General features: G+C 34.0%; 14 protein-coding genes, 3 pseudogenes and 1 riboswitch. Of the genes and pseudogenes, 1 reads left to right on the top strand and 16 read right to left on the bottom strand.

The window, feature by feature from the left end; all coding sequences use genetic code 11:
- Window positions 1-91: 91 nt before the first annotated feature.
- The 7 genes and pseudogenes from ACPWTF_RS15425 to ACPWTF_RS15395 all read right to left on the bottom strand — a co-directional run bounded on the left by ACPWTF_RS15425 (window position 92) and on the right by ACPWTF_RS15395 (window position 7,692).
- Window positions 92-673 carry a precorrin-2 dehydrogenase/sirohydrochlorin ferrochelatase family protein gene (locus tag ACPWTF_RS15425; RefSeq protein WP_427871962.1) on the bottom strand — a complete coding sequence of 194 codons (582 nt, stop codon included), beginning with the start codon at window positions 671-673 and terminating at the stop codon, window positions 92-94.
- Window positions 674-834: 161 nt separating this feature from the next.
- Window positions 835-1,608 carry a uroporphyrinogen-III C-methyltransferase gene (gene cobA / locus ACPWTF_RS15420; protein WP_427871960.1) on the bottom strand — a complete coding sequence of 258 codons (774 nt, stop codon included), beginning with the start codon at window positions 1,606-1,608 and terminating at the stop codon, window positions 835-837.
- Window positions 1,601-3,692 (bottom strand): annotated as a pseudogene (locus tag ACPWTF_RS15415) (HEPN domain-containing protein). Before ACPWTF_RS15415 ends, cobA begins: the two are co-directional and overlap by 8 nt.
- 106 nt (window positions 3,693-3,798) lie before the next feature.
- Window positions 3,799-5,043 (bottom strand): sulfate adenylyltransferase subunit 1, encoded by a 1,245-nt coding sequence (locus ACPWTF_RS15410; protein WP_427871958.1) that lies wholly within the window; start codon window positions 5,041-5,043, stop codon window positions 3,799-3,801.
- 162 nt (window positions 5,044-5,205) lie between these two features.
- The gene (gene cysD, locus ACPWTF_RS15405) at window positions 5,206-6,105 is read right to left on the bottom strand and encodes a sulfate adenylyltransferase subunit CysD (protein WP_017497285.1); all 900 of its coding nucleotides are present in this window, start codon (window positions 6,103-6,105) and stop codon (window positions 5,206-5,208) included.
- A 179-nt stretch (window positions 6,106-6,284) separates the two neighbouring features.
- Window positions 6,285-6,995: a phosphoadenylyl-sulfate reductase gene (locus ACPWTF_RS15400; protein ID WP_427871956.1), complete on the bottom strand. Its 711-nt coding sequence runs from the start codon at window positions 6,993-6,995 to the stop codon at window positions 6,285-6,287.
- 26 nt (window positions 6,996-7,021) lie between these two features.
- Window positions 7,022-7,692 (bottom strand): annotated as a pseudogene (locus tag ACPWTF_RS15395) (sulfite exporter TauE/SafE family protein).
- Window positions 7,693-8,233: 541 nt separating this feature from the next.
- On the opposite strand from ACPWTF_RS15395, the gene ACPWTF_RS15390 reads away from it, so the two are divergent.
- Window positions 8,234-9,016: a sulfite exporter TauE/SafE family protein gene (locus tag ACPWTF_RS15390; protein ID WP_427871954.1), complete on the top strand. Its 783-nt coding sequence runs from the start codon at window positions 8,234-8,236 to the stop codon at window positions 9,014-9,016.
- Between the two features lie 75 nt (window positions 9,017-9,091).
- On the opposite strand, the gene ACPWTF_RS15385 is transcribed toward ACPWTF_RS15390, so the two are convergent.
- The 9 genes and pseudogenes from ACPWTF_RS15385 to ACPWTF_RS15345 all read right to left on the bottom strand — a co-directional run bounded on the left by ACPWTF_RS15385 (window position 9,092) and on the right by ACPWTF_RS15345 (window position 19,242).
- Window positions 9,092-9,502 carry an RrF2 family transcriptional regulator gene (locus tag ACPWTF_RS15385; protein ID WP_427871952.1) on the bottom strand — a complete coding sequence of 137 codons (411 nt, stop codon included), beginning with the start codon at window positions 9,500-9,502 and terminating at the stop codon, window positions 9,092-9,094.
- A 271-nt stretch (window positions 9,503-9,773) separates the two neighbouring features.
- Window positions 9,774-10,946 (bottom strand): annotated as a pseudogene (locus ACPWTF_RS15380) (trans-sulfuration enzyme family protein).
- 153 nt (window positions 10,947-11,099) lie between these two features.
- Entirely contained in the window at window positions 11,100-11,525 is a 426-nt protein-coding gene (locus ACPWTF_RS15375) for an OsmC family protein (RefSeq protein WP_095928071.1), read from the bottom strand.
- 199 nt (window positions 11,526-11,724) lie between these two features.
- Complete coding sequence (thrA, locus tag ACPWTF_RS15370; RefSeq protein WP_250834263.1) at window positions 11,725-14,139, bottom strand: bifunctional aspartate kinase/homoserine dehydrogenase I; 2,415 nt, start codon at window positions 14,137-14,139, stop codon at window positions 11,725-11,727.
- Window position 14,140: 1 nt separating this feature from the next.
- A complete protein-coding gene (locus ACPWTF_RS15365) occupies window positions 14,141-15,124 on the bottom strand; it encodes an alpha/beta fold hydrolase (protein ID WP_427871949.1) in 984 nt (327 codons plus the stop codon).
- Between the two features lie 77 nt (window positions 15,125-15,201).
- Window positions 15,202-15,309, bottom strand: a riboswitch (SAM riboswitch).
- Window positions 15,310-15,499: 190 nt separating this feature from the next.
- On the bottom strand, window positions 15,500-15,700 hold the full coding sequence (locus tag ACPWTF_RS15360; protein ID WP_250834265.1) for a hypothetical protein: 201 nt from the start codon (window positions 15,698-15,700) through the stop codon (window positions 15,500-15,502).
- Between the two features lie 643 nt (window positions 15,701-16,343).
- Window positions 16,344-17,432, bottom strand: a complete 1,089-nt coding sequence (locus tag ACPWTF_RS15355) for an aspartate kinase (RefSeq protein WP_427871947.1) — start codon at window positions 17,430-17,432, stop codon at window positions 16,344-16,346.
- Between the two features lie 227 nt (window positions 17,433-17,659).
- Window positions 17,660-18,964, bottom strand: a complete 1,305-nt coding sequence (locus tag ACPWTF_RS15350) for an O-acetylhomoserine aminocarboxypropyltransferase/cysteine synthase family protein (protein WP_427871945.1) — start codon at window positions 18,962-18,964, stop codon at window positions 17,660-17,662.
- 101 nt (window positions 18,965-19,065) lie between these two features.
- Window positions 19,066-19,242 (bottom strand): hypothetical protein, encoded by a 177-nt coding sequence (locus ACPWTF_RS15345; RefSeq protein WP_427871944.1) that lies wholly within the window; start codon window positions 19,240-19,242, stop codon window positions 19,066-19,068.
- Window positions 19,243-19,301: the final 59 nt, after the last annotated feature.

Genomic DNA, 19,301 nt, shown 5'->3' with positions numbered 1-19,301 from the left:
GTTGTTTATAATCATTCTTAATAACGCAAAGAAACGAATAAATCCTTGTACTTTCAATGATTTTTATCATTAATTTCTTTCCGAAACTTTTTTACTCTTTATTTTTTAATGAATCGGTTATCTCATTCATTCGTTTAACCTTTTCTTCAAAATTGCCTTTTAAGGTTTTTCGATATTCGTTCAGATTCTCAACCATTTGGTTGATATCCTGAGGAATTACTTCTTCAAAAAACTCCCGAAGCCTTTTGGCTGTTGTTGGTGATTTTCCGTTGGTTGAAATGGCAATTTTTACATTTCCTTTTGTTACGATTCCGCCCAAATAATAATCACATAAATCTGGTGTATCGGCTATATTGCAAATCAAATAACGTTTTCTCGCCAAATCGTAAACCTTTTTATTTACTTTCAAATCGTCTGTACAGGCAATTACCATGTGACGCTTTTTGAGCATTTTCTTTTTAAACTTCGATTCCGTCAATTTAATCGAAGAATGTTTTTCGGCCAGAACTTTTATTTCTAAATGAAATTCTTTTGCCACTACCTCAACATTTGCGTTCGGACTTGATTTTAGCAAGAAAGAAAGCTTTTCCAGACCTACATTTCCTCCACCTACAATCAGAACATTTAAATTGTGAAGCTTTAGAAATATTGGATATAATTCGTTTTGTTCCATTTTAATTTAATTTCATCTAAACAAAATTATACCTTTTTGTTCTTTAATATACCTTTTTAAAAATTAAGAACTTTTCTTAATTTTCTTTTTACCATTAAGTTATTAAGAAAGATTAAGCATCGCTTTATTAACTTTATGCTCTTAATGGTTAAATTCTAAAGTTATCTTGCGATTTCTTTTGATAGAAATTCTTCGTAAAATCCTTTTAGTTTATTGCTTTCACGGACAACTTCTCCTAGAACAATAATCGCCGGCGAACCTAATTCTTTTTCTTTTACAACTTCTAAAATTGAATCTACTGTTCCAACTCCCACTTTTTCTTCTGTTGTTGTTCCGTTTTGGATGATCGCAACTGATAAATTTCCTTTATCTTCTTTTTGAAACAAATCGATGATTTGAGGCAATTTATGCATTCCCATCAAGATTACAACCGTTGCAGAAGATTGTGCTGCCAAAGCTACATCTGACGATAATTTTCTATCAGATGTTGTTCCTGTAATCGCCCAAAAGCTTTCTGAAACGCCTCTTTTTGTTATTGAAATTCCCTGACTTGCAGGAACGGCAACTACAGATGAAATTCCTGGAACTACAGTCGTTTCAATTCCGAAACTTTCTGCAAAATCAATTTCTTCACCACCTCTTCCAAAAATAAATGGATCACCGCCTTTTAATCGAACTACATTTCCGTAAGTCAAAGCATTATCCACTATCAATTGATTGATCTGATCTTGCGTGTAAGCATGATTTCCGATTCTTTTTCCAACAAAAATCTTAATTGCATTTTTGGGTGCGTAATCCAGAATTTCTTCGTTGGCCAAAGCGTCGTATAAAACCACATTTGCTTCAGCCAATGCTTTTACAGCTTTTAGCGTCAGTAAATCGGGATCGCCCGGACCTGCACCGACTAAAGTTATTTTGGGTTTTATATTATGCATTTGCTAATTCCTGTGCTCTGAAAGTTTCGATTTTGTCAAAGAAAACTGTTGCTTGTGCAATGTAATCTTTAGCGAAAGCTTCAGATGGTTCATTTTTATTGATTTGGTAAACCAAGTCTTTAAAAGTTGAGTTTAATTCAATTTTATTAGTATCGATAAAAACAGTATCAAACAAGTCTACAATTCCAGCGTGGTGATTTGTTTTTTGGTTTTCTGACAATAACAAAGCTTTTGCTCCATTTACAAATCCTGCATAAGCATGGTAAATAGCATCTGACCATTTATTCTCGTCGAAAGATTCCTGAGCCAAGATCAATTTCTCTTTAGCTTCAAACAATAATGTCGCCACTAAATCGATCACAACTCCGGCGCATTCTCCAACTCCAACTGCTTTTACGTAATTGTCTGCATTACCCCAATCTACAAAATCAGCTTCTGTTAAATTGGTTACGTCTGCGAAAGGTTTTAAGATTTCATAGAAATATTTCTCTCCTTTTGTATCATAATAATCTAGGAATTTTTGTCCGCTTCCGTTAGCATCAAAATCATTTAAGATGGTACGCAATGCATCTGAACCTCTACGGCTAGGCACTTTGATTACTTTATCAGCAAAACGCCCTGCTCCATTTCCTAATCTTCCTCCTCCTAATAAAACCTGCAAAGCCGGAGCAACGAGTTTACCTGAGTTGATAGACATTCCTTGGAATCCAATTGCAGACATATTATGTTGTCCGCAAGCATTCATGCAGCCTGAAATTTTAATTTCGATTTCGCGGTTGTTTAAATACTGAGGATATTCAGCACTTAAAACTCTTTCTAATTCTTCTGCAATACCGGTACTACTTGCAATCCCCAAATTACAAGTATCAGTACCCGGACATGCCGTAATATCTCCAACCGAATTATATCCTAACTGAACAAAATCCAACTTGGCTAATTCTTGGTAAAAGAATGGTAAATTCTCTTCTTTTACGTGACGTATTACAATATTTTGACGCAATGAAAAACGTAATTCATTTGCTGCGTAATTTTTAATTAAAGCGGCTAATAATCTGGCTTTATCAGTATAAAAATCACCTAATAAAACTTTGATTCCAATAGCATAATAACCGTCTTGTTTCTGCTTGATTACATTCGATTTTTTCCATGCTTCATAAGCTTCTGTATCTTCGATTGTGACTTGCGGAACTTCTAATAATGGTTCTGGAATTCGGACGATCAAAAGCTGTTGTATCAATTTCGTATGTTTCAAACGCGATGGCTTTTTTCTCTTGTTCAACCAAATCAAGGAAAACATCTTTCCCCATTTCTTTGATTAAGAATTTCATACGCGCTTTCATTCTTTTTGCACGTTCTCCGTATCTGTCGAAAATACGAATGATTCCTTCTGCTGTTGGAATGATTTCGTTTACCGGAACAAACTCCGAAAGCAATTCTGCGTGTGCTGGCTGAGATCCTAAACCTCCTCCAAACATAATTTTGAAACCTTTTTGTCCGTCCTTAATTTTCGGAATAAATCCTAAATCGTGCAAGTAACTCAAAGCAGTATCTTCGTCTGAAGAAGAGAACGAAATTTTGAATTTACGTCCCATTTCCTGACAAATTGGGTTTCTTAACAGATATTGAAAAAGTCCGTGTGCATAAGGCGAAACATCAAATGGTTCGTTTACATCAACTCCAGCCAATTCGCTTCCTGTAATATTTCTAACGGTGTTTCCACAAGCTTCACGAAGTGTAATATCGTCTTTAGCCAAATCTGCCCAAAGTTCTGGTGTTCTGTCTAAACTCACGTAGTGAATCTGGATATCCTGACGTGTTGTAATATGCAAACGTCCTGTAGAATATTCATCAGAAACCTGAGTAATACGCACCAATTGCTCGCTGGTTACTTTACCATAAGGCAATTTGATACGAATCATTTGAACGCCTTCCTGACGCTGACCATAGATTCCACGCGCTAAACGAAGACTACGAAAACGCTCATCATCAATTTTTCCTCCACGGAATAAGTGAATCTTTTTTTCTAATTCGATAATCTCCTTCTGAACTACCGGATTTTCTATTTCTGTTCTAAAACTTTCCATTTTCTTTTTCTTGCTTTAGGCTTTAAGCTGTAGGCTATAAGCTTTTTAAACTTTGTGTCTTCACTATTTTAAGCTTAAGGCTTATTGCTTAAAGCTTATAGCAGGTTTACCTAATAAATCCTACTCCTGCTGTTGTGTTAGTTGCTGTATCAATTAAGATGAAAGCTCCGTTTGATTTGTTTTCGTTGTATGAATCAAAATATAACGGTTTGCTTAATTTGATCGTTACTTCTCCAATTTCGTTGATTGACAATTGTGAAGCTTCTGTCGTTCCCGAGTAATCTGTTGCAATTGTATTTTTAATGCTTTCTACTTTTGCTAAAACTCGGTTTGTATTGTGTTGTACCAAATATTTAGTTCCCGGAACCAGTTTTTTACTGTCCATCCAGCAAACTGTTGTGGTAATGTCTTTTTCAATTTTTGGAAGCTCTGCTGATTTTACAATCATATCACCTCTTGTTACATTGATATCATTTTCTAATTCGATTGTAATGGAAGAACCTGCAACGGCTTCGTCAAATGTTTTATCGAAAAAGTGAATTTTAGATACTTTAGATTCCGTTAAAGAAGGAAGAACCGTTACGGCATCTCCAACTTTAATCGAGTTTCCGTATAATTTTCCTGCGTAACCTCTAAAATCGTGGTATTCTTCCGTTTTTGGACGAATCACAGTTTGAACTGGAAAACGTGCTTTTCCTGCTTCAAAAACATCAGAAGCATGTAATCCTTCTAAATGTTCTAATACAGTTTGTCCATCATACCAAGGCATATTTTCTGATTTATCAACCACATTTCCACCGTTGATTGCACTTAACGGAATGTAACTTACATTTTGTTCCTTGAAAGTACTTTTTGCATTTAACGCCTGAAAATCAGCTTTGATTTTATTGAAAACTTCTTCTGAGTAATCTACTAAGTCCATTTTGTTGATGGCAACAATTACCTCTTTTACTCTCAATAAATTATTGATGAAAAAGTGACGGTAAGTTTGCTCGATAACTCCTTTTCTAGCATCAATCAAAATGATAGAAACCTGAGAAGTCGAAGCTCCTGTAACCATGTTTCTGGTATATTCTACGTGCCCCGGAGTATCGGCAATAATGTAACTTTTCTTTGCAGTCGAAAAATAAATATGCGCAACATCAATCGTGATTCCTTGCTCTCTTTCTGCTACCAAACCATCAGTTGCCAAAGAAAAATCAAGATAATCGTATCCTTTTTGTTTACTGCTTTTTTCGATTGCTTCTATTTTATCAGTTGTCAATGATTTTGTATCGTACAATAATCTCCCGATCAAAGTACTTTTTCCGTCATCTACACTTCCTGCTGTTGCTATTTTTAAAACGTCCATCTTATATATTGTTTCAGGTCTAAATTTTTGTTTCAAGTTTCAGGTTTCAAGTTGTTGAAAAACTTTATCTAAAAATTAAACCTGTATGTTTTTGTTTTCTTGATTTTTACTTTAATTAATTCTGAATTGCATTCATAATTCACAATTCATAACTCATAATTATTAAAAGTATCCCTGTTGTTTTCTCTTTTCCATTGCAGCTTCAGAACGTTTATCATCAATTCTGGCTCCTCTTTCAGAAATGGTTGATGATCTGATTTCTCCAACTACTTCTTCGATTGTTGCTGCGTAAGATTCAACAGCTGCTGTACAGCTCATATCACCAACGGTTCTGAAGCGAACAATTCTTTCTTCGATTTGTTCGTCTTCTTCTTGGTACACAAAAGGAGAATGTGACCAGATTAAACCGTCTCTCAAAAAAACTTTTCTTTTATGTGAGAAGTAGATTGATGGAATCTCGATGTGTTCTTTCTCGATATAACTCCAAACATCTAATTCTGTCCAGTTTGAAATTGGGAAAACACGAACGTTTTGTCCATTTTCAATTTTTCCATTCAAAATATCAAACAACTCAGGTCTCTGATTTTTTTCGTCCCATTGACCGAAATCATCACGAACAGAGAAAATACGTTCTTTTGCTCTTGCTTTTTCTTCATCACGACGTGCACCACCAATACAAGCGTCAAACTTAAATTCTTCAATTGCATCCAAAAGCGTTGTAGTCTGCAAGCTGTTACGGCTTGAATATTTTCCAGTTTCTTCAACCACTTTTCCTTCATCAATAGCATCCTGAACATTACGAACGATTAGCTCTAAACCTAATTCTTCTACCAATTTATCTCTGAAAGCAATGGTTTCAGGGAAATTGTGTCCTGTATCAACGTGTAATAGAGGAAACGGAATCTTAGCAGGGAAAAATGCTTTTTGCGCCAAACGCACTAATGTAATAGAATCTTTTCCTCCTGAGAAAAGTAAAACCGGTTTGTCAAACTGTGAAATTACTTCTCTGAAAATGTATATCGCTTCACTCTCTAAAGCGTTTGTTTTTAATACTGAACTCATTGTTTTTTTGTTTGATATTTTTGTTGTGAAAATTTTGTTTGCTTCGCCTGTTCGAGCTTAAGCTCTCGAGTCAGGTTTAAAGTTTCAAGTTTTTCGCCTGATCTAAAATCTCCACTCTTTATTCTATAATCTATATTCTATTCTCTGCAGAAGTCTTGCCTCTTGCTTCTTCCTTCTACTTACTCTTTTTTCGCACTGTGAAGCCCACATTCTTTATGGCTTGATTCCCACCACCATCTTCCAGCTCTGATATCTTCTCCAGGGAAAATCGCTCTGGTACAAGGCGCACATCCAATACTTACGAAACCTTGTTTGTGCAAAGCATTTTGCGGAACATTGTTTTCGGATAAATACGTCTCAACTTCTTCTAAAGTCCATTTTAATAACGGATTGAATTTGATAATTTCGAAGTTTCCGTCGTACTCAAACAAACTCAAATCATGTCTGTTTTCTGATTGTTCGGCTCTTAGTCCTGTAATCCAAACTGAGTTTCCTGCCAAAGCTTTTCTTAACGGAACCACTTTTCGAATAAAACAGCACTCTTTTCTGTTTTCAACCGAATCGTAAAAGCTATTTGGTCCTTTTGTTTTCAGAAGATTTTCTACTGAAGCAGCTTCTGGAAAAAAAACTTCGATTGGTCTTTTGTATTTTTTTAATGTTTTATGAAAAACATCGTAAGTTTCCTGAAATAATCTTCCAGTGTCTAAAGTAAACACGGTAATATCTGTATTACTTTTTGCAATAAAATCAGTAATTACCTGATCTTCCTGACCGAAAGAAGTTGAGAAAATTACTTTTCCCGGAAATTCTTTTGCTAAAAAAACTAAGGTTTCGTCAAGCGAAAGAGCTGCAGTTTTTTCTAATAATTCTTGTACAATAATCGCACTCATAAATCTCTCCTTTCTAAAATTATCTTTTACAATAATTTAGATAATGTTTTTAAACTCAATATTATAATTAGAACTCCAACCGCAACCATCATTGGTTTTCTTTTGATTCTATTTACCAAATAAGCTGCTATTGGCGCTGAAATAACTCCTCCTAAAATCAATCCGATAATGATCTGCCAGCCGTGAATTCCGCCAAAAAGCATGAAAGTAATTCCGCTTGCAAACGAAATGGCAAACTCAGCCGCATTCACAGAACCTATGGTATATTTCGGATTTCTTCCTCTTCCTAACAATGTTGAAGTCACAATTGGCCCCAGCCTCCTCCTCCAACAGAATCCATGAAACCTCCAAACACTGCTAATACGCCTAGTTTCTTCGTTTTCTTTTTTACAACACTTTTTCTAAGAGCTTTTCTGATAATTACAACTGCCAGAATAATCATATAAACCGCAATAAATGGTTTAATAATATCTCCGTCAATAACATCTGATAATAAATAAGCTCCTGTAATTGATCCTAAAACTCCAGGAATCAATAAGTGTTTTACCAATTTTTTATTGATGTTTCCAAAGCGGTGGTGCGAAAGCGCCGATGCTCCAGTTGTAAACATCTCTGAAACGTGAACTGCCGTACTGCTCAAAACTGGCGAAACTCCATAAGCCAATAAAAATGACGTAGAAGTTGCTCCATATCCCATTCCTAAAGCACCATCTACTAATTGAGCAAAAGCACCAATTAAAAAAAACGCTAAAAGATTTTCATCAAGCCCCTGAACAAAACCATTCCACGAAAATTCAGCGTGATGATTATAAATTAATGTAACTGCCAAACCTAACAATAAAACAACAGGTATTACAACCCACAATTTTTCCTTTAATAAAGAATCAGACTTTACTATCGTGTTGTTTAACTTAAGTTCATTTTCCATATTTTAAGAATTGTTTTTGTTCTTAAAAATCCATTACCCTATCGGCTTAGTAGATTACTTTGCAAAAGTACTATATATTTCGAAATATCAAAACAATATATTTACTTTTTTACATAAGCTATCCTCTTATAAACCAAGTTAAAAGAGATTTAAAAAAGAATTAGTGATTATTTTAACAAATTAAATGCTGCCTCTTACTATTTTAACAACATGATCCCATTTTGTGATCCACAAAAATACACATTTAATCTCTACAAAATCTATAGGATAATTATAAAATTGTTATTATTTTAGCGGCAAATAATTTTTCATGGATTTTCAGATCGGTCTTGTAATAGCAGGTTTAGCAGTTGGTTTTATTGTTGGGTTAACAGGTGTTGGTGGTGGCTCTTTAATGACTCCTATTTTATTATATTTTGGCATTTCTCCAACAACCGCAGTAGGAACCGATTTACTATACGCTGCTTTTACCAAAGCTGGAGGAATATTTGTACACAATAAAAAAGGAAACATCAACTGGAAAATTACAGGTTGGCTCACTTTAGGAAGCGTTCCCGCTGCTTTAGTAACTTTATGGATTTTACATAGCATTAAAACCGATATAGAAACTATAAATCGAGTTATTAAGTACAGTTTAGGATGGGCTTTATTATTTACTTCGGTAGCGATTATATTCAAAAAGAAACTTTTAGTTTTTTCTCAAAAACATGCTGGAGATAAATTTCATAGTGAAAGCACTACACAAAACATGCTTACCATTGGAATTGGAGTTTTATTAGGAGCAACCGTAACCTTAACTTCTATTGGCGCTGGAGCATTAGGCACTGTAACTTTATTTTTCCTTTATCCATTATTACCAACTCCTCGTTTAGTTGGAACCGAAATTGCACACGCCGTTCCTTTAACTTTAGTAGCTGGAATTGGCCATGCTTCTATGGGAAATTTAGATTTAGGATTATTGGGTCAGTTATTAATGGGATCACTTCCTGGAATATACATGGGAAGTATGCTAAGCGGAAAAGTGCCTGACCAGTTTCTTAGAAATGCAATTGCAGTAATGCTTTTCTTAGCGGGATATAAATTGATTTTTTAAAAACATTAGATAAAAATAAAAAGACCATTTCAAATTTGCTGAAATGGTCTTTTTTATTTGGTTGCAAAGTAAATTCTAAAAAGCAATGTCTGCCAAAGAATTACTTTCTAATATTTTAAGTGTATTATCACGCACTTCTGTCATTAAACGTCTAGCAGCACAAGTTGATTCATCATCGCAATCGTCACATCTTTCGTAAAAATTATGACTTGCACAAGGCAGTAACGCAATTGCACCTTCAAGAATTCGGTACACTTTGGCCATGCTGATATCTTTTGGATCTTTTATCAAATAATAACCTCCCCCTTTTCCTTTTTTAGCACCAAGGAAGCCCGAATTTCTTAACAGCAGTAAAATACTTTCTAAAAATTTTATCGAAATATGTTCGCTTTTCGCAATTTCAGCTATTTGTACCGGTTCATTATTCTCACGTCTGGCTAAATAAGTTAAAGCTTTAATTCCGTATTTTGTTTTCTTTGAAAGCACTAATGTAAAATTTTGATTGCAGAATTTAATTTCAAATCAAACTCTTGCAAATTATTGAATAACAAAAGTATGCTTTTTGTTTGAACTATCACAAAGAATAAAGTTAAATTCTACTAAATCTATCAGATTACTTCGTTAAGTTCATTTCAGACACACAAAAATAGGCTTTTTATATAAACCAGAAAAAAAGACGATTTTCAACAGTAAAACTTACTATCAAAAATCGTCTTTATATATAGAAATCTAAAATCTTAAGTCTAAAATCTAAAATTTAAGAAAGTGCTTGTTTTAAATCTGCAATTACATCTTCAACAGTTTCCAAACCAACAGAAACACGAACCAAACCTTGTGTGATTCCAACTGCTAATTGATCTTCTTCAGATAATTTGCTGTGTGTTGTTGAAGCCGGATGCGTAACAATTGTTCTTGTATCTCCAATATTAGCAGATAATGAGCAAAGTTGAATTGAGTTCAAGAATTTTCTTCCTGCTTCGATTCCGCCTTTAATTTCGAATGCGATGATGTTTCCACCTGCTTTCATTTGTTTTTTAGCAATTTCGTATTGCGGATGCGATTTCAAGAAAGGATATTTTACACTATTTACATTTGGATGGCTTTCTAAAAATTCAGCTACTTTTAAAGCATTTTCGCAATGTCTATCAACACGAACTGCTAATGTTTCTAAACTTTTTGAAAGAACCCACGCATTAAACGGCGATAAAGCTGAACCTGTATTTCTTGAAAACAAATAAATCTGTCTGATTAATTCTGCATCTCCAACTGTTACTCCGCCTAAAACGCGACCTTGTCCATCGATTAATTTTGTTGCTGAATGGATAACCAAATGCGCTCCAAATTTAATTGGCTGCTGTAAATATGGCGTTGCAAAACAGTTGTCAATTATCAAAATCAAATTGTGTTTTTTAGCTATATTTCCTAACAATTCTAAGTCAATTACATCAACTCCTGGATTTGTTGGAGATTCGGCGTATAAAATTTTTGTGTTTGGTTTAATGAAACTTTCAATTGTTTCCGGCTTATTAATTTCGAAATAAGAAGTTTCGATATTCCATTTTGGAAAATAAGTCATAAACAAAGCGTGAGTAGAACCAAAAACACTGCTTGCAGAAACAATATGATCTCCAGAATTTAACAAAGCTCAGAAAGTAGAATATACTGCCGCCATTCCTGTTGCAAAAGCATAACCAGACTCAGCCCCTTCCATTTTACAGATCTTATCTACAAACTCCGAAGTGTTTGGATTACTGAAACGGCTATAAATATTTCTTTCTTTTTCTTCTGTAAAAGAAGCCCTCATATCTTCAGCATCTTCAAAAACGAAGCTTGATGAAAGGTACAAAGGCACCGAATGTTCTAAATATTGTGATCTCTCTAATTGTGTTCTAATGGCTTGTGTTTCAAAACCAAATTCTTCTGTATTCATTGTGTGTTGTTTTGTTTTTTTGTTTCAGGTTTCATGTTTTAAGTTTCAAGTTTTCCAATGAGGCAAAAGAAATCTAAAAACCTAACCAAAACGAGTCTATTATTTAACTCAATCCAAGAATTATCTAATTCCCTAATTGACTAATTATCTAATTTATAAAGCTTCGTTGTTCAAGACAACTTTGTATTTAATTGTTGCAGTCGGTTCAACTGTTTTGGCAACTGAACAGTATTTCTCGAAAGAAAGTTGTGCTGCTTTTTTGGCTTTTTCCGGGTTGATTTCTCCTTCTAAATAAAAAACCACATCTATTTCTTTGAAAGGTTTTGCTTCTTCAATCTGAACTCGTGTTCCTTCAACCTCAGCATTAAAAGAAGTAATTTCCTGACGCTGTTTTTTTAAGATAGAAATCATATCAATAGCGCTGCATCCTGCAACTCCCATTAATACCAATTCCATTGGGCTTGCACCTAAATCGCTTCCGCCAAATTCGGCTCTGCTATCAACGTCAACTACGTGTCCGCGTTCATTTTTTACTTTAAAATGAAATGCGTCATTTACTCTGTTTAAACTTACTTTCATTGTGTTGTTATTTTTTTGTTTTTTTTATTCAATTTCCTCAATCTTGTCATTTCGACGAAGGAGAAATCTTCGTTGTTAAATCGACAAAGATTGACATTACTTTGTCGAGCTACTTGCGGAGATTTCTCCTTCGTCGAAATGACAAACTAGGCTTGCAAATCTTAAATCTAAACTCTAAAATCTGCAATCTAAAATCATCTTATCCTTTATCAGACAATCTCAAAATATCTCCGAAAACCCCTCTTGCTGTTACTGCAGAACCTGCACCGGCTCCCTGAATAACGATTGGACGATCTCCGTATGATTCTGTATAAATTTCGAAGAAAGAATCAGAACCTTTTAATCCGCCTAATGCAGTATCTTTTGGCACTGAAACCAATTTTACTTCTAGATTTCCTTTGTCATTCTGCAAATCTCCAGACAACTCACCGATATATCTCAAGACATGGTTTGGCTGTTGCTCTGCTTTTATTTTAGCATAAATTGGATCGAATTCTTTTAATTTCGTCAAGAAATCGGCAGCACTTCCTTCACGTAAGTGTTCTGGAATTAAATTCTGAATTGAGATTTCTTCAAACTCATTTTGTAAATCTAATTCTCTAGCTAAAATTAATAATTTTCTACCAACGTCATTTCCGCATAAATCCTCACGCGGATCTGGTTCTGTATATCCGTTATCAATTGCTTCTTGCAAGATTTCACTAAAAGGCGCATCTTTCGCAGAGAAATTATTGAACAAATAACTCAATGTTCCAGAGAAAACTCCTTTAATTTTTGTGATATTTTCACCCGAAAGGTGCAATAATTTAATCGTATCAATTAACGGCAATCCTGCACCAACATTGGTTTCGTATAAGTAATTCTTTTGGTTTTCTGCCAAAGCTTTTCTTAATTCTTTATAGAAACCGTACGTCAAAGTATTAGCTACTTTATTCGAAGAAATCAAATCGAAACTGCTTTCTACAAGCGGAATATAATTCTCAACGAAAGTCGCACTTGCTGTATTATCAATTGCAATTAAGTTTTCTAAATGATGTTCGTTTGCGTAAGCAATAATATCTTTAATCGTGTAAGCTTCGCCTTTTGTTTGAATATCATTTTTCCAGTTATCTGTAACACCATATTTGTTTAAAAGCAGCTTTTTAGAATTTGCGATAGCAAAAACATTCAGCTTAATATCTTTACGTTTTTCGATTGCTGCGGCCGATTCTAAAATTTGATTAATCAAAGTTCCTCCTACTAGTCCATGACCGAAAATGGCAATGTTGATCTTTTTCGAAACTCCAAAAATCTCTCCGTGAATTACGTTTAAAGCTTTATTTAATTCTTCTTTTTTAACAACCAAACTCACGTTTTTACCCGTTACGGTGTTGTTAAACAAAATTGGAACAATTTTATTTTTAATTAAAGCGGTGTATGGTTTATGGAAAGTACTCAAATCCTGTCCGATTATCGAAATTACCGATACATTATCTGTTACCGTAATCTGATTTACGTCTTTAGAATAGAAGTCATTTTCGAATTCTTTTTCTAATTCTACCATTGCAAGAGTAGCTTTTTCTGTTGCCACAACCAATCCGATTCCTCTTTCTGAAGAACCTTGCGAAATGATACTCACACTGATATTGTGATCTCCCATTACTTTAAAAATTCGAGCATCAACTCCTGCTTTTCCAAGTAATCCGCGTCCTTCAAGATTTACAAGAGATACATTTTCTAAAACAGAAAGCGTTTTAATTCCTTCTTTAGAAGAATCAGATGTAATTAAAGTTCCGCGATTTTCGTGATTGAAAGTATTTAAAATTCGTAATGGAATATTCTTTTCTAACAAAGGAATAATTGTCTTCGCATGAAGAATCGTTGCGCCAAAATTTGCCAATTCGTTCGCTTCATTAAACGATAAATACTCAATTTTCTTAGCATCGGCAACCAAATCTGGGTTTGCCGTGTAGATTCCGTCTACGTGCGTGAAGTTTTGAAGCTCTTCTGCATTTAAATAATTTGCGATTAACGAAGCGGTATAGTTACTGCCATTTCTACCTAAAGTAGTTGTGTCGTTGTTGTTGTTTGAGCCAATGAAGCCTGTAACTATATTAACCGTTTCGCCGTTATGTTCTTTAAAATAATTGACTACGTTTTTCTTTGAAAGCTGCTCTAAAGGCTGTGCATCACCAAATTTAGAATCTGTTTTCAGCAATTCTCTTGTATCTACAAAATTGGCTGGAATTCCTTTTTCCAATAATATAGCCGTTAATAATTTAGCCGAAAGCAATTCTCCTTTAGACAAAATTTGATCTTTGATTTTCTTGCTGTAATCGCCAATTAAACTTACCCCTTCAAAAAGTTTGTCTAAGACACCAAATTCTTCCGATAAATCAACATTCGGATAATCTGATATTTGATATTTTTTAAAATTCTCTAATAATTCCTTATAACTGCCGTTTTTAGCAGCAATGCTCAAAATAAACTCTAATTCGTCTGTAGCATTTCCGCGTGCAGAAACTACAACGGCAATTTTTTCACCTTGACTTACTTTATCAGAAATGATTGAAACAACTTTGTTAAGCCCTTCTCCGTTTGCTAACGATTTACCTCCAAATTTTAATACTTTCATTTTATTTCTTTATTGTTTCTGCCTTAAAAATATCGGCAAGTAAATGATCTAATTGTTTGTACTCGATTAAAAAAGCGTCATGTCCGTGAACCGAATCAATTTCGCTATAGAAAACATTATCTTTAAATTTCTTCAATTCCTCGTAGGTTTCTACATTCTCCTTAGCTGTAAAAAACAAATCCGAATTGATTCCGACAATATGAATTGAAGCTTTTGTTTTAGACAATAAATTTTCAAAACTTTCACTATTTCTAGTAATATCAATTGTTTTAAGCAACTGATTCATTAATTTATAAGAAGACAATTGGAATCTTTTCTGCAATTTTTTCCCGTGATGTGCCAGCCAGCTTTCGATATTAAAAATCAAAAGATCTTGGTTGATCGTGCGCTGAAATTTTTCTTTGAAAGATTCTGGCGAACGGTAACAAAGCATTGCATGTATTCTGGCGTCTTCAATTGGTTTCGAAGAATTATTGAGAATTTGCTCTTGTAAAAAGCAATTTGCAATAAGCCAATCAGTAGATTTCCAATCACTCGCAATCGGAATAAGGTTTTCTGTAATATTTGGCGCTAATGCTAAAATTTCCCAAGCAATTCCGCCACCAACAGAACCTCCAATAACCGCAAAAAGCTTTTCGATATTTAGAGTTTTTACACCTTCGATAAAGATTTTGGCAATGTCTCTCGCTGCAAAATCTAAATAGTTGTCAATTAAAAAAGAATTGCTTCCGTTTCCTGGAATATCGAAAGCTAGAATGGTATAAACATCAGTATCAATGGTCTTACCTTTACCAATCAAGTCATTCCACCAGCCATTTTCACCAGTAACTTGCGAATTTCCAGTTAAAGCATGATTAACCAAAACAATAGGCGCACTGTGCAAAGGTTGCCCTGCCAGCGTAAAACTTAATGGTATAGAATGATAAGTTGCACCACTTTCTGTGATGAAATCTTGAATTATAATGGGATTTGGTATATTTTCCAATTTCAAATCTGTTGTATTATTGATTTGTATATGGAAATATTAGAAAGAAAAACTAGGTTTAACTAGAAAAAATCTTGTTGTTATCTTTCCACGTTTGGCGTGGTAGAATGTAGCACCTTCTTCGTTTTACCGAAGGGTTGCTAAGGCTTCATCGGGTCTAATCCCTCGTCCTTTCTTTATAACATTTCAATACGTGTTTGAACTTAACGAGTGCAAATTAACTACTAATTTCGCTAACAAACAAATTTTATCTAAAAGTGTTTGTTAAATTTCTGTGAGATACTTTAGCAAAAACTATTATACGCAAAAATTTACCGAACAAAAATGCCCAGTAAAATTAAGCAGGTTTTCACCTAGTTTATGATGCTTTTCCGTTTAGATAAAAAGCGTTTCATTTTCTTTTGAATACATCAAAAACAATAAAGAATTTGGTGCTTTTTTCTCAGCGCTTTTATCTTCCTCTGTCATTCCGAATCTTGGGTGAGCCAATTCGTTTGTTGGCGGTGGATTACTATTTTTTGTCCTTCTATTTTTCAATTTAGAAATTTTTTCTGCGAAGTAGTTCAATTTGCTCATGATATTAAGTTTTAGTTAAGTTGTGTTTTATAATCTTTATTTCTCGTTTATCTTTTTGTTAATTCGTTTTACCGAATAAAAAAACCCTTTTGGATTTTTAGATACCAAAAGGGTTTAAGTTTTTACACTCATGTATGCTTTTAGTATCAACAGACGTATGCGCAAATAAGCGCGACAGTAAACATCTTGTTCATCTGTAAGGATTTATTCATCTGTGATTTATATTGTATTTTAAAATTTTGCATTTCTGTTAAATTAAAAAGCCTCCTAATATTTCTATCGGAGGCTCTTACTATATTGTTATTGTATTCTTACAATTTTAAGCAATAGACACCCCAGCCTCGGTCTTAACCGAAATGGCACAAAACATTTTGTTGACTTTTAAGTTCATTTGATTTCTAGTAGTTTTTGGGTATAACAAATATGCAAATATTTTTTTTATTACACAAATAAAATTCAAGAATTTAATTACAAAATTCGTTGAAAATGTGTTTTTTAACGACAAAAAACATCTTACAAAAACGAAAACGAAATAACAAAGGTAAAAAACTTACAAAAAAACTGTTTTTTTCTTCATGACTCCATTTGACAAATCAATTTATCAAAGAACTTTTTTCTCTTTTTTCTTTTTTTAACTAAAAAATTAAAGCCAAACAGCTTCTTTACTCCTAATTCGCTCCGCAATTTTCAGAATATCGGTTATAATTCCTCTAGAAATCGCTTGTTTGCAAGGCGGAGCACTTTGAATTACGATAGGAATGTCGGCATAAGATTTAGTGAAAATTTCAAAAATGGCATCTGAACCTTTCAATTGTCCGATTGGAGAATCTACCGGTTCCGAAATCAACTTAACTTCCAAAATGCCTTTTTCTACATCAAATTCTCCCACATATCTCAATACATGATTTTCTGCTTGAGTAATTTTGGTGATTTTAAAAGATTTATCTAGAGCATCTTTGTTTAGCACTCCATTTTTCTCCAAATGCTCTTCGGTTATAAATGGCTTGATTTTAATGTCTGAAAGCTCAAAATCTTTTCCTATCTCTCTGGCCAAGATCAAAAGTTTTCTCGCCGTATCGTTTCCCGACAGATCTTCTTTAAAGTTTGACTTCATTAATCCTAAAAGACTCGCATCTTTTAAAACAGATGAAAACGAAACTTCTTCTGATGAAAATCGATTAAAAACATAACTTAGATGATCAGAGAAAACACCTCGGATTTTTGTGATTTTTTCGCCCGAATAGTACAAATCTCTTAAGGTTTGCAAAACGGGAATCCCAGTTTCAACAGAGGTTTCATACAGAAACTCTTTGCCATGCTTTTTAAGATCTGCTCGTAGTTCTTTATATAAGTCAATCGGGAGCGTATTGGCTTTTTTGTTTACCGCTACAATATTGAATCCGTTTTTGATTAGCGTGTTGTAATGCTTTACCAATTCATCACTGGCTGTTGCATCTACGGCAATCAAGTTTTCAAATTCATTTTCTTGTGCAAATTCGACAATATCTTCTACTTTAAAAGGAACTGCCAATTGTCTAAAATTGGTTTCCCAAGCATAACCAACACCTTCTTTCTCAAAAAAAGCAACCGTCGAATTGGTTATTATAGGAAAATGAAAATCGACATTTTTGCTTTCAAGAAAAAACTCCTGACTTTCGACAATCTGATTAATCAAAGTACTTCCGATATTTCCAATTCCGAAAAGGATAATGTTTATTTTAAGCTTTGACATAATTTCTATTTTTTAATTTTTGAAACCATATTAAGAGATCTAAGTTCATTTAATATTCCAACGTTTATCAAGGTAGACGCACTGCAGTGTGTCTCTACGGTGCGTCTCTACAAAATGCACTTACATTCCTTATAAGGTTTAAATTTTATAAAGATGCTTTTCATAAAAAATTACCTTTAGCAAAACCACTCGCTAAAGGCAATTTTTCAAACAAAAAACAAAAAAACCTAATTTTTATTGATGCTGAATTGAGAAAGCGAAACGCTCTCAAAAACAGTTTGCAAATCAGCAATCAAATCTTCAATATCTTCAATTCCCACAGACAGACGAATCAAATCTTTAGAAACTCCTGTTTCTATTTGTTCTTCATCTGTTAATTGCTGGTGCGTAGTACTTGCTGGGTGAATAATCAGCGATTTTGTATCGCCAATATTGGCTAGCAGAGAGAATAATTTAGTATCATCAACCACTTTTTTAGCAGCATCAAAACCTCCTTTCAATCCGAAAGTGATAATACCGCTTTGTCCTTCTGGCAAATATTCTTTGGCCAAAGCATTATATTTACTCGATTTTAAACCTGGGTAATTTACCCAAACCACCTCATCTTGTTTTTCTAACCATTCGGCTAGAGCCAAAGCATTTTCACTGTGTTTCTTAATTCGAATTGGAAGTGTTTCCAGTCCCTGAATAATCTGAAAAGCATTAAATGGACTTAAAGCAGCACCAAAATCACGCAAACCTTCAATTCGAGCTTTTGCTATAAAAGCTGCATTTCCTAAGGCCTCATGATATACTAATCCGTGGTATCCTGCAGATGGCTCGGTAAATTCAGGAAATTTTCCGTTTGCCCAATCAAAGTTTCCAGCATCAATGATAACGCCTCCTAATGAAGTTCCGTTTCCTGCGATATATTTAGTTAAGGAATGAATTACAATATCGGCACCATATTTAATTGGATTCAATAAATAAGGTGTCGCAACTGTATTATCTACTATAAATGGCACTTTGAATGCTTTGGCTTCTGCCGAAATTGCTTTTAAGTCTAGTACATCTAATTTTGGATTTCCAAGAGACTCTACAAAGAAAGCTCTTGTATTTTCTTTTGCTGCTTTGGTAAAATTTTCAGGTTTTGAAGGATCTACAAATGTGGTAGTAATTCCTAATCTTGGCAAGGTAACTTTTAACAGATTGTAAGTTCCTCCGTATAAACTATTTGAAGCAACAATATGATCTCCCGCTTTTAAGAGTGTCAATAAAGTTGTTGAAATTGCAGATGCTCCAGAAGCGGTTACTACAGCTCCAATTCCGCCTTCAAGAGCTGCCAGACGTTGTTCTAAAATATCGTTTGTCGGATTATTTAATCTAGTGTAGATAAATCCAGATTCGGCAAGACCAAATAAATTGGCTGCATGATCTGCGTTATTAAATACATATGATGATGTCTGGTAAATAGGCACGGCTCTTGTTCCTGAATTTTTAGTAACGTCGTGACCTGCATGTAATGCGTTTGTTGCGAATTTTTGTGTACTCATGATTTCTTAGTTTTTTAGGTATTTTTAATACGTTTATATATTGTTATATGTAATTGATATTGAAATCGCTTTTTGAAATTGCTATTGAATCTGAAATTGATTTAAGCCAAAATATCTTCAGCTTCTTCTTCAAGATCATATAGATGGAACAGTAATGATTTCTGCGTTTTTATCTGCTGTGCAGGATCATATTTTGGAGTTTCAGTTGATGTTTCTTCCGAATTATTATTTCTTAATAAGTATTGAAATGCTATCGTATTTATATCTAGTGTATTCATGATTTAAAATTTAAAATGTTGGAAATAAAAAAGCCCTTTCGGATGGCGACCAAAAGGGC

Origin of the sequence: Flavobacterium sp. MMS24-S5 (assembly GCF_050320125.1) — a bacterium.
Lineage (GTDB): Bacteria > Bacteroidota > Bacteroidia > Flavobacteriales > Flavobacteriaceae > Flavobacterium > Flavobacterium tyrosinilyticum.
The sequence above is the reverse complement of the archived record's forward strand: the minus strand, read 5'-3'. Positions and strand labels throughout refer to the sequence as shown.

Bases quoted from the DNA above. Each gene is read 5' to 3' on its own strand.
- ACPWTF_RS15425 (WP_427871962.1), bottom strand. From the start codon at position 673: ATGGAACAAAACGAATTATATCCAATATTTCTAAAGCTTCACAATTTA.
- cobA (WP_427871960.1), bottom strand. From the start codon at position 1,608: ATGCATAATATAAAACCCAAAATAACTTTAGTCGGTGCAGGTCCGGGC.
- ACPWTF_RS15410 (WP_427871958.1), bottom strand. From the start codon at position 5,043: ATGGACGTTTTAAAAATAGCAACAGCAGGAAGTGTAGATGACGGAAAA.
- cysD (WP_017497285.1), bottom strand. From the start codon at position 6,105: ATGAGTTCAGTATTAAAAACAAACGCTTTAGAGAGTGAAGCGATATAC.
- ACPWTF_RS15400 (WP_427871956.1), bottom strand. From the start codon at position 6,995: ATGAGTGCGATTATTGTACAAGAATTATTAGAAAAAACTGCAGCTCTT.
- ACPWTF_RS15390 (WP_427871954.1), top strand. From the start codon at position 8,234: ATGGATTTTCAGATCGGTCTTGTAATAGCAGGTTTAGCAGTTGGTTTT.
- ACPWTF_RS15375 (WP_095928071.1), bottom strand. From the start codon at position 11,525: ATGAAAGTAAGTTTAAACAGAGTAAATGACGCATTTCATTTTAAAGTA.
- thrA (WP_250834263.1), bottom strand. From the start codon at position 14,139: ATGAAAGTATTAAAATTTGGAGGTAAATCGTTAGCAAACGGAGAAGGG.
- ACPWTF_RS15360 (WP_250834265.1), bottom strand. From the start codon at position 15,700: ATGAGCAAATTGAACTACTTCGCAGAAAAAATTTCTAAATTGAAAAAT.
- ACPWTF_RS15355 (WP_427871947.1), bottom strand. From the start codon at position 17,432: ATGTCAAAGCTTAAAATAAACATTATCCTTTTCGGAATTGGAAATATC.
- ACPWTF_RS15350 (WP_427871945.1), bottom strand. From the start codon at position 18,964: ATGAGTACACAAAAATTCGCAACAAACGCATTACATGCAGGTCACGAC.
- ACPWTF_RS15345 (WP_427871944.1), bottom strand. From the start codon at position 19,242: ATGAATACACTAGATATAAATACGATAGCATTTCAATACTTATTAAGA.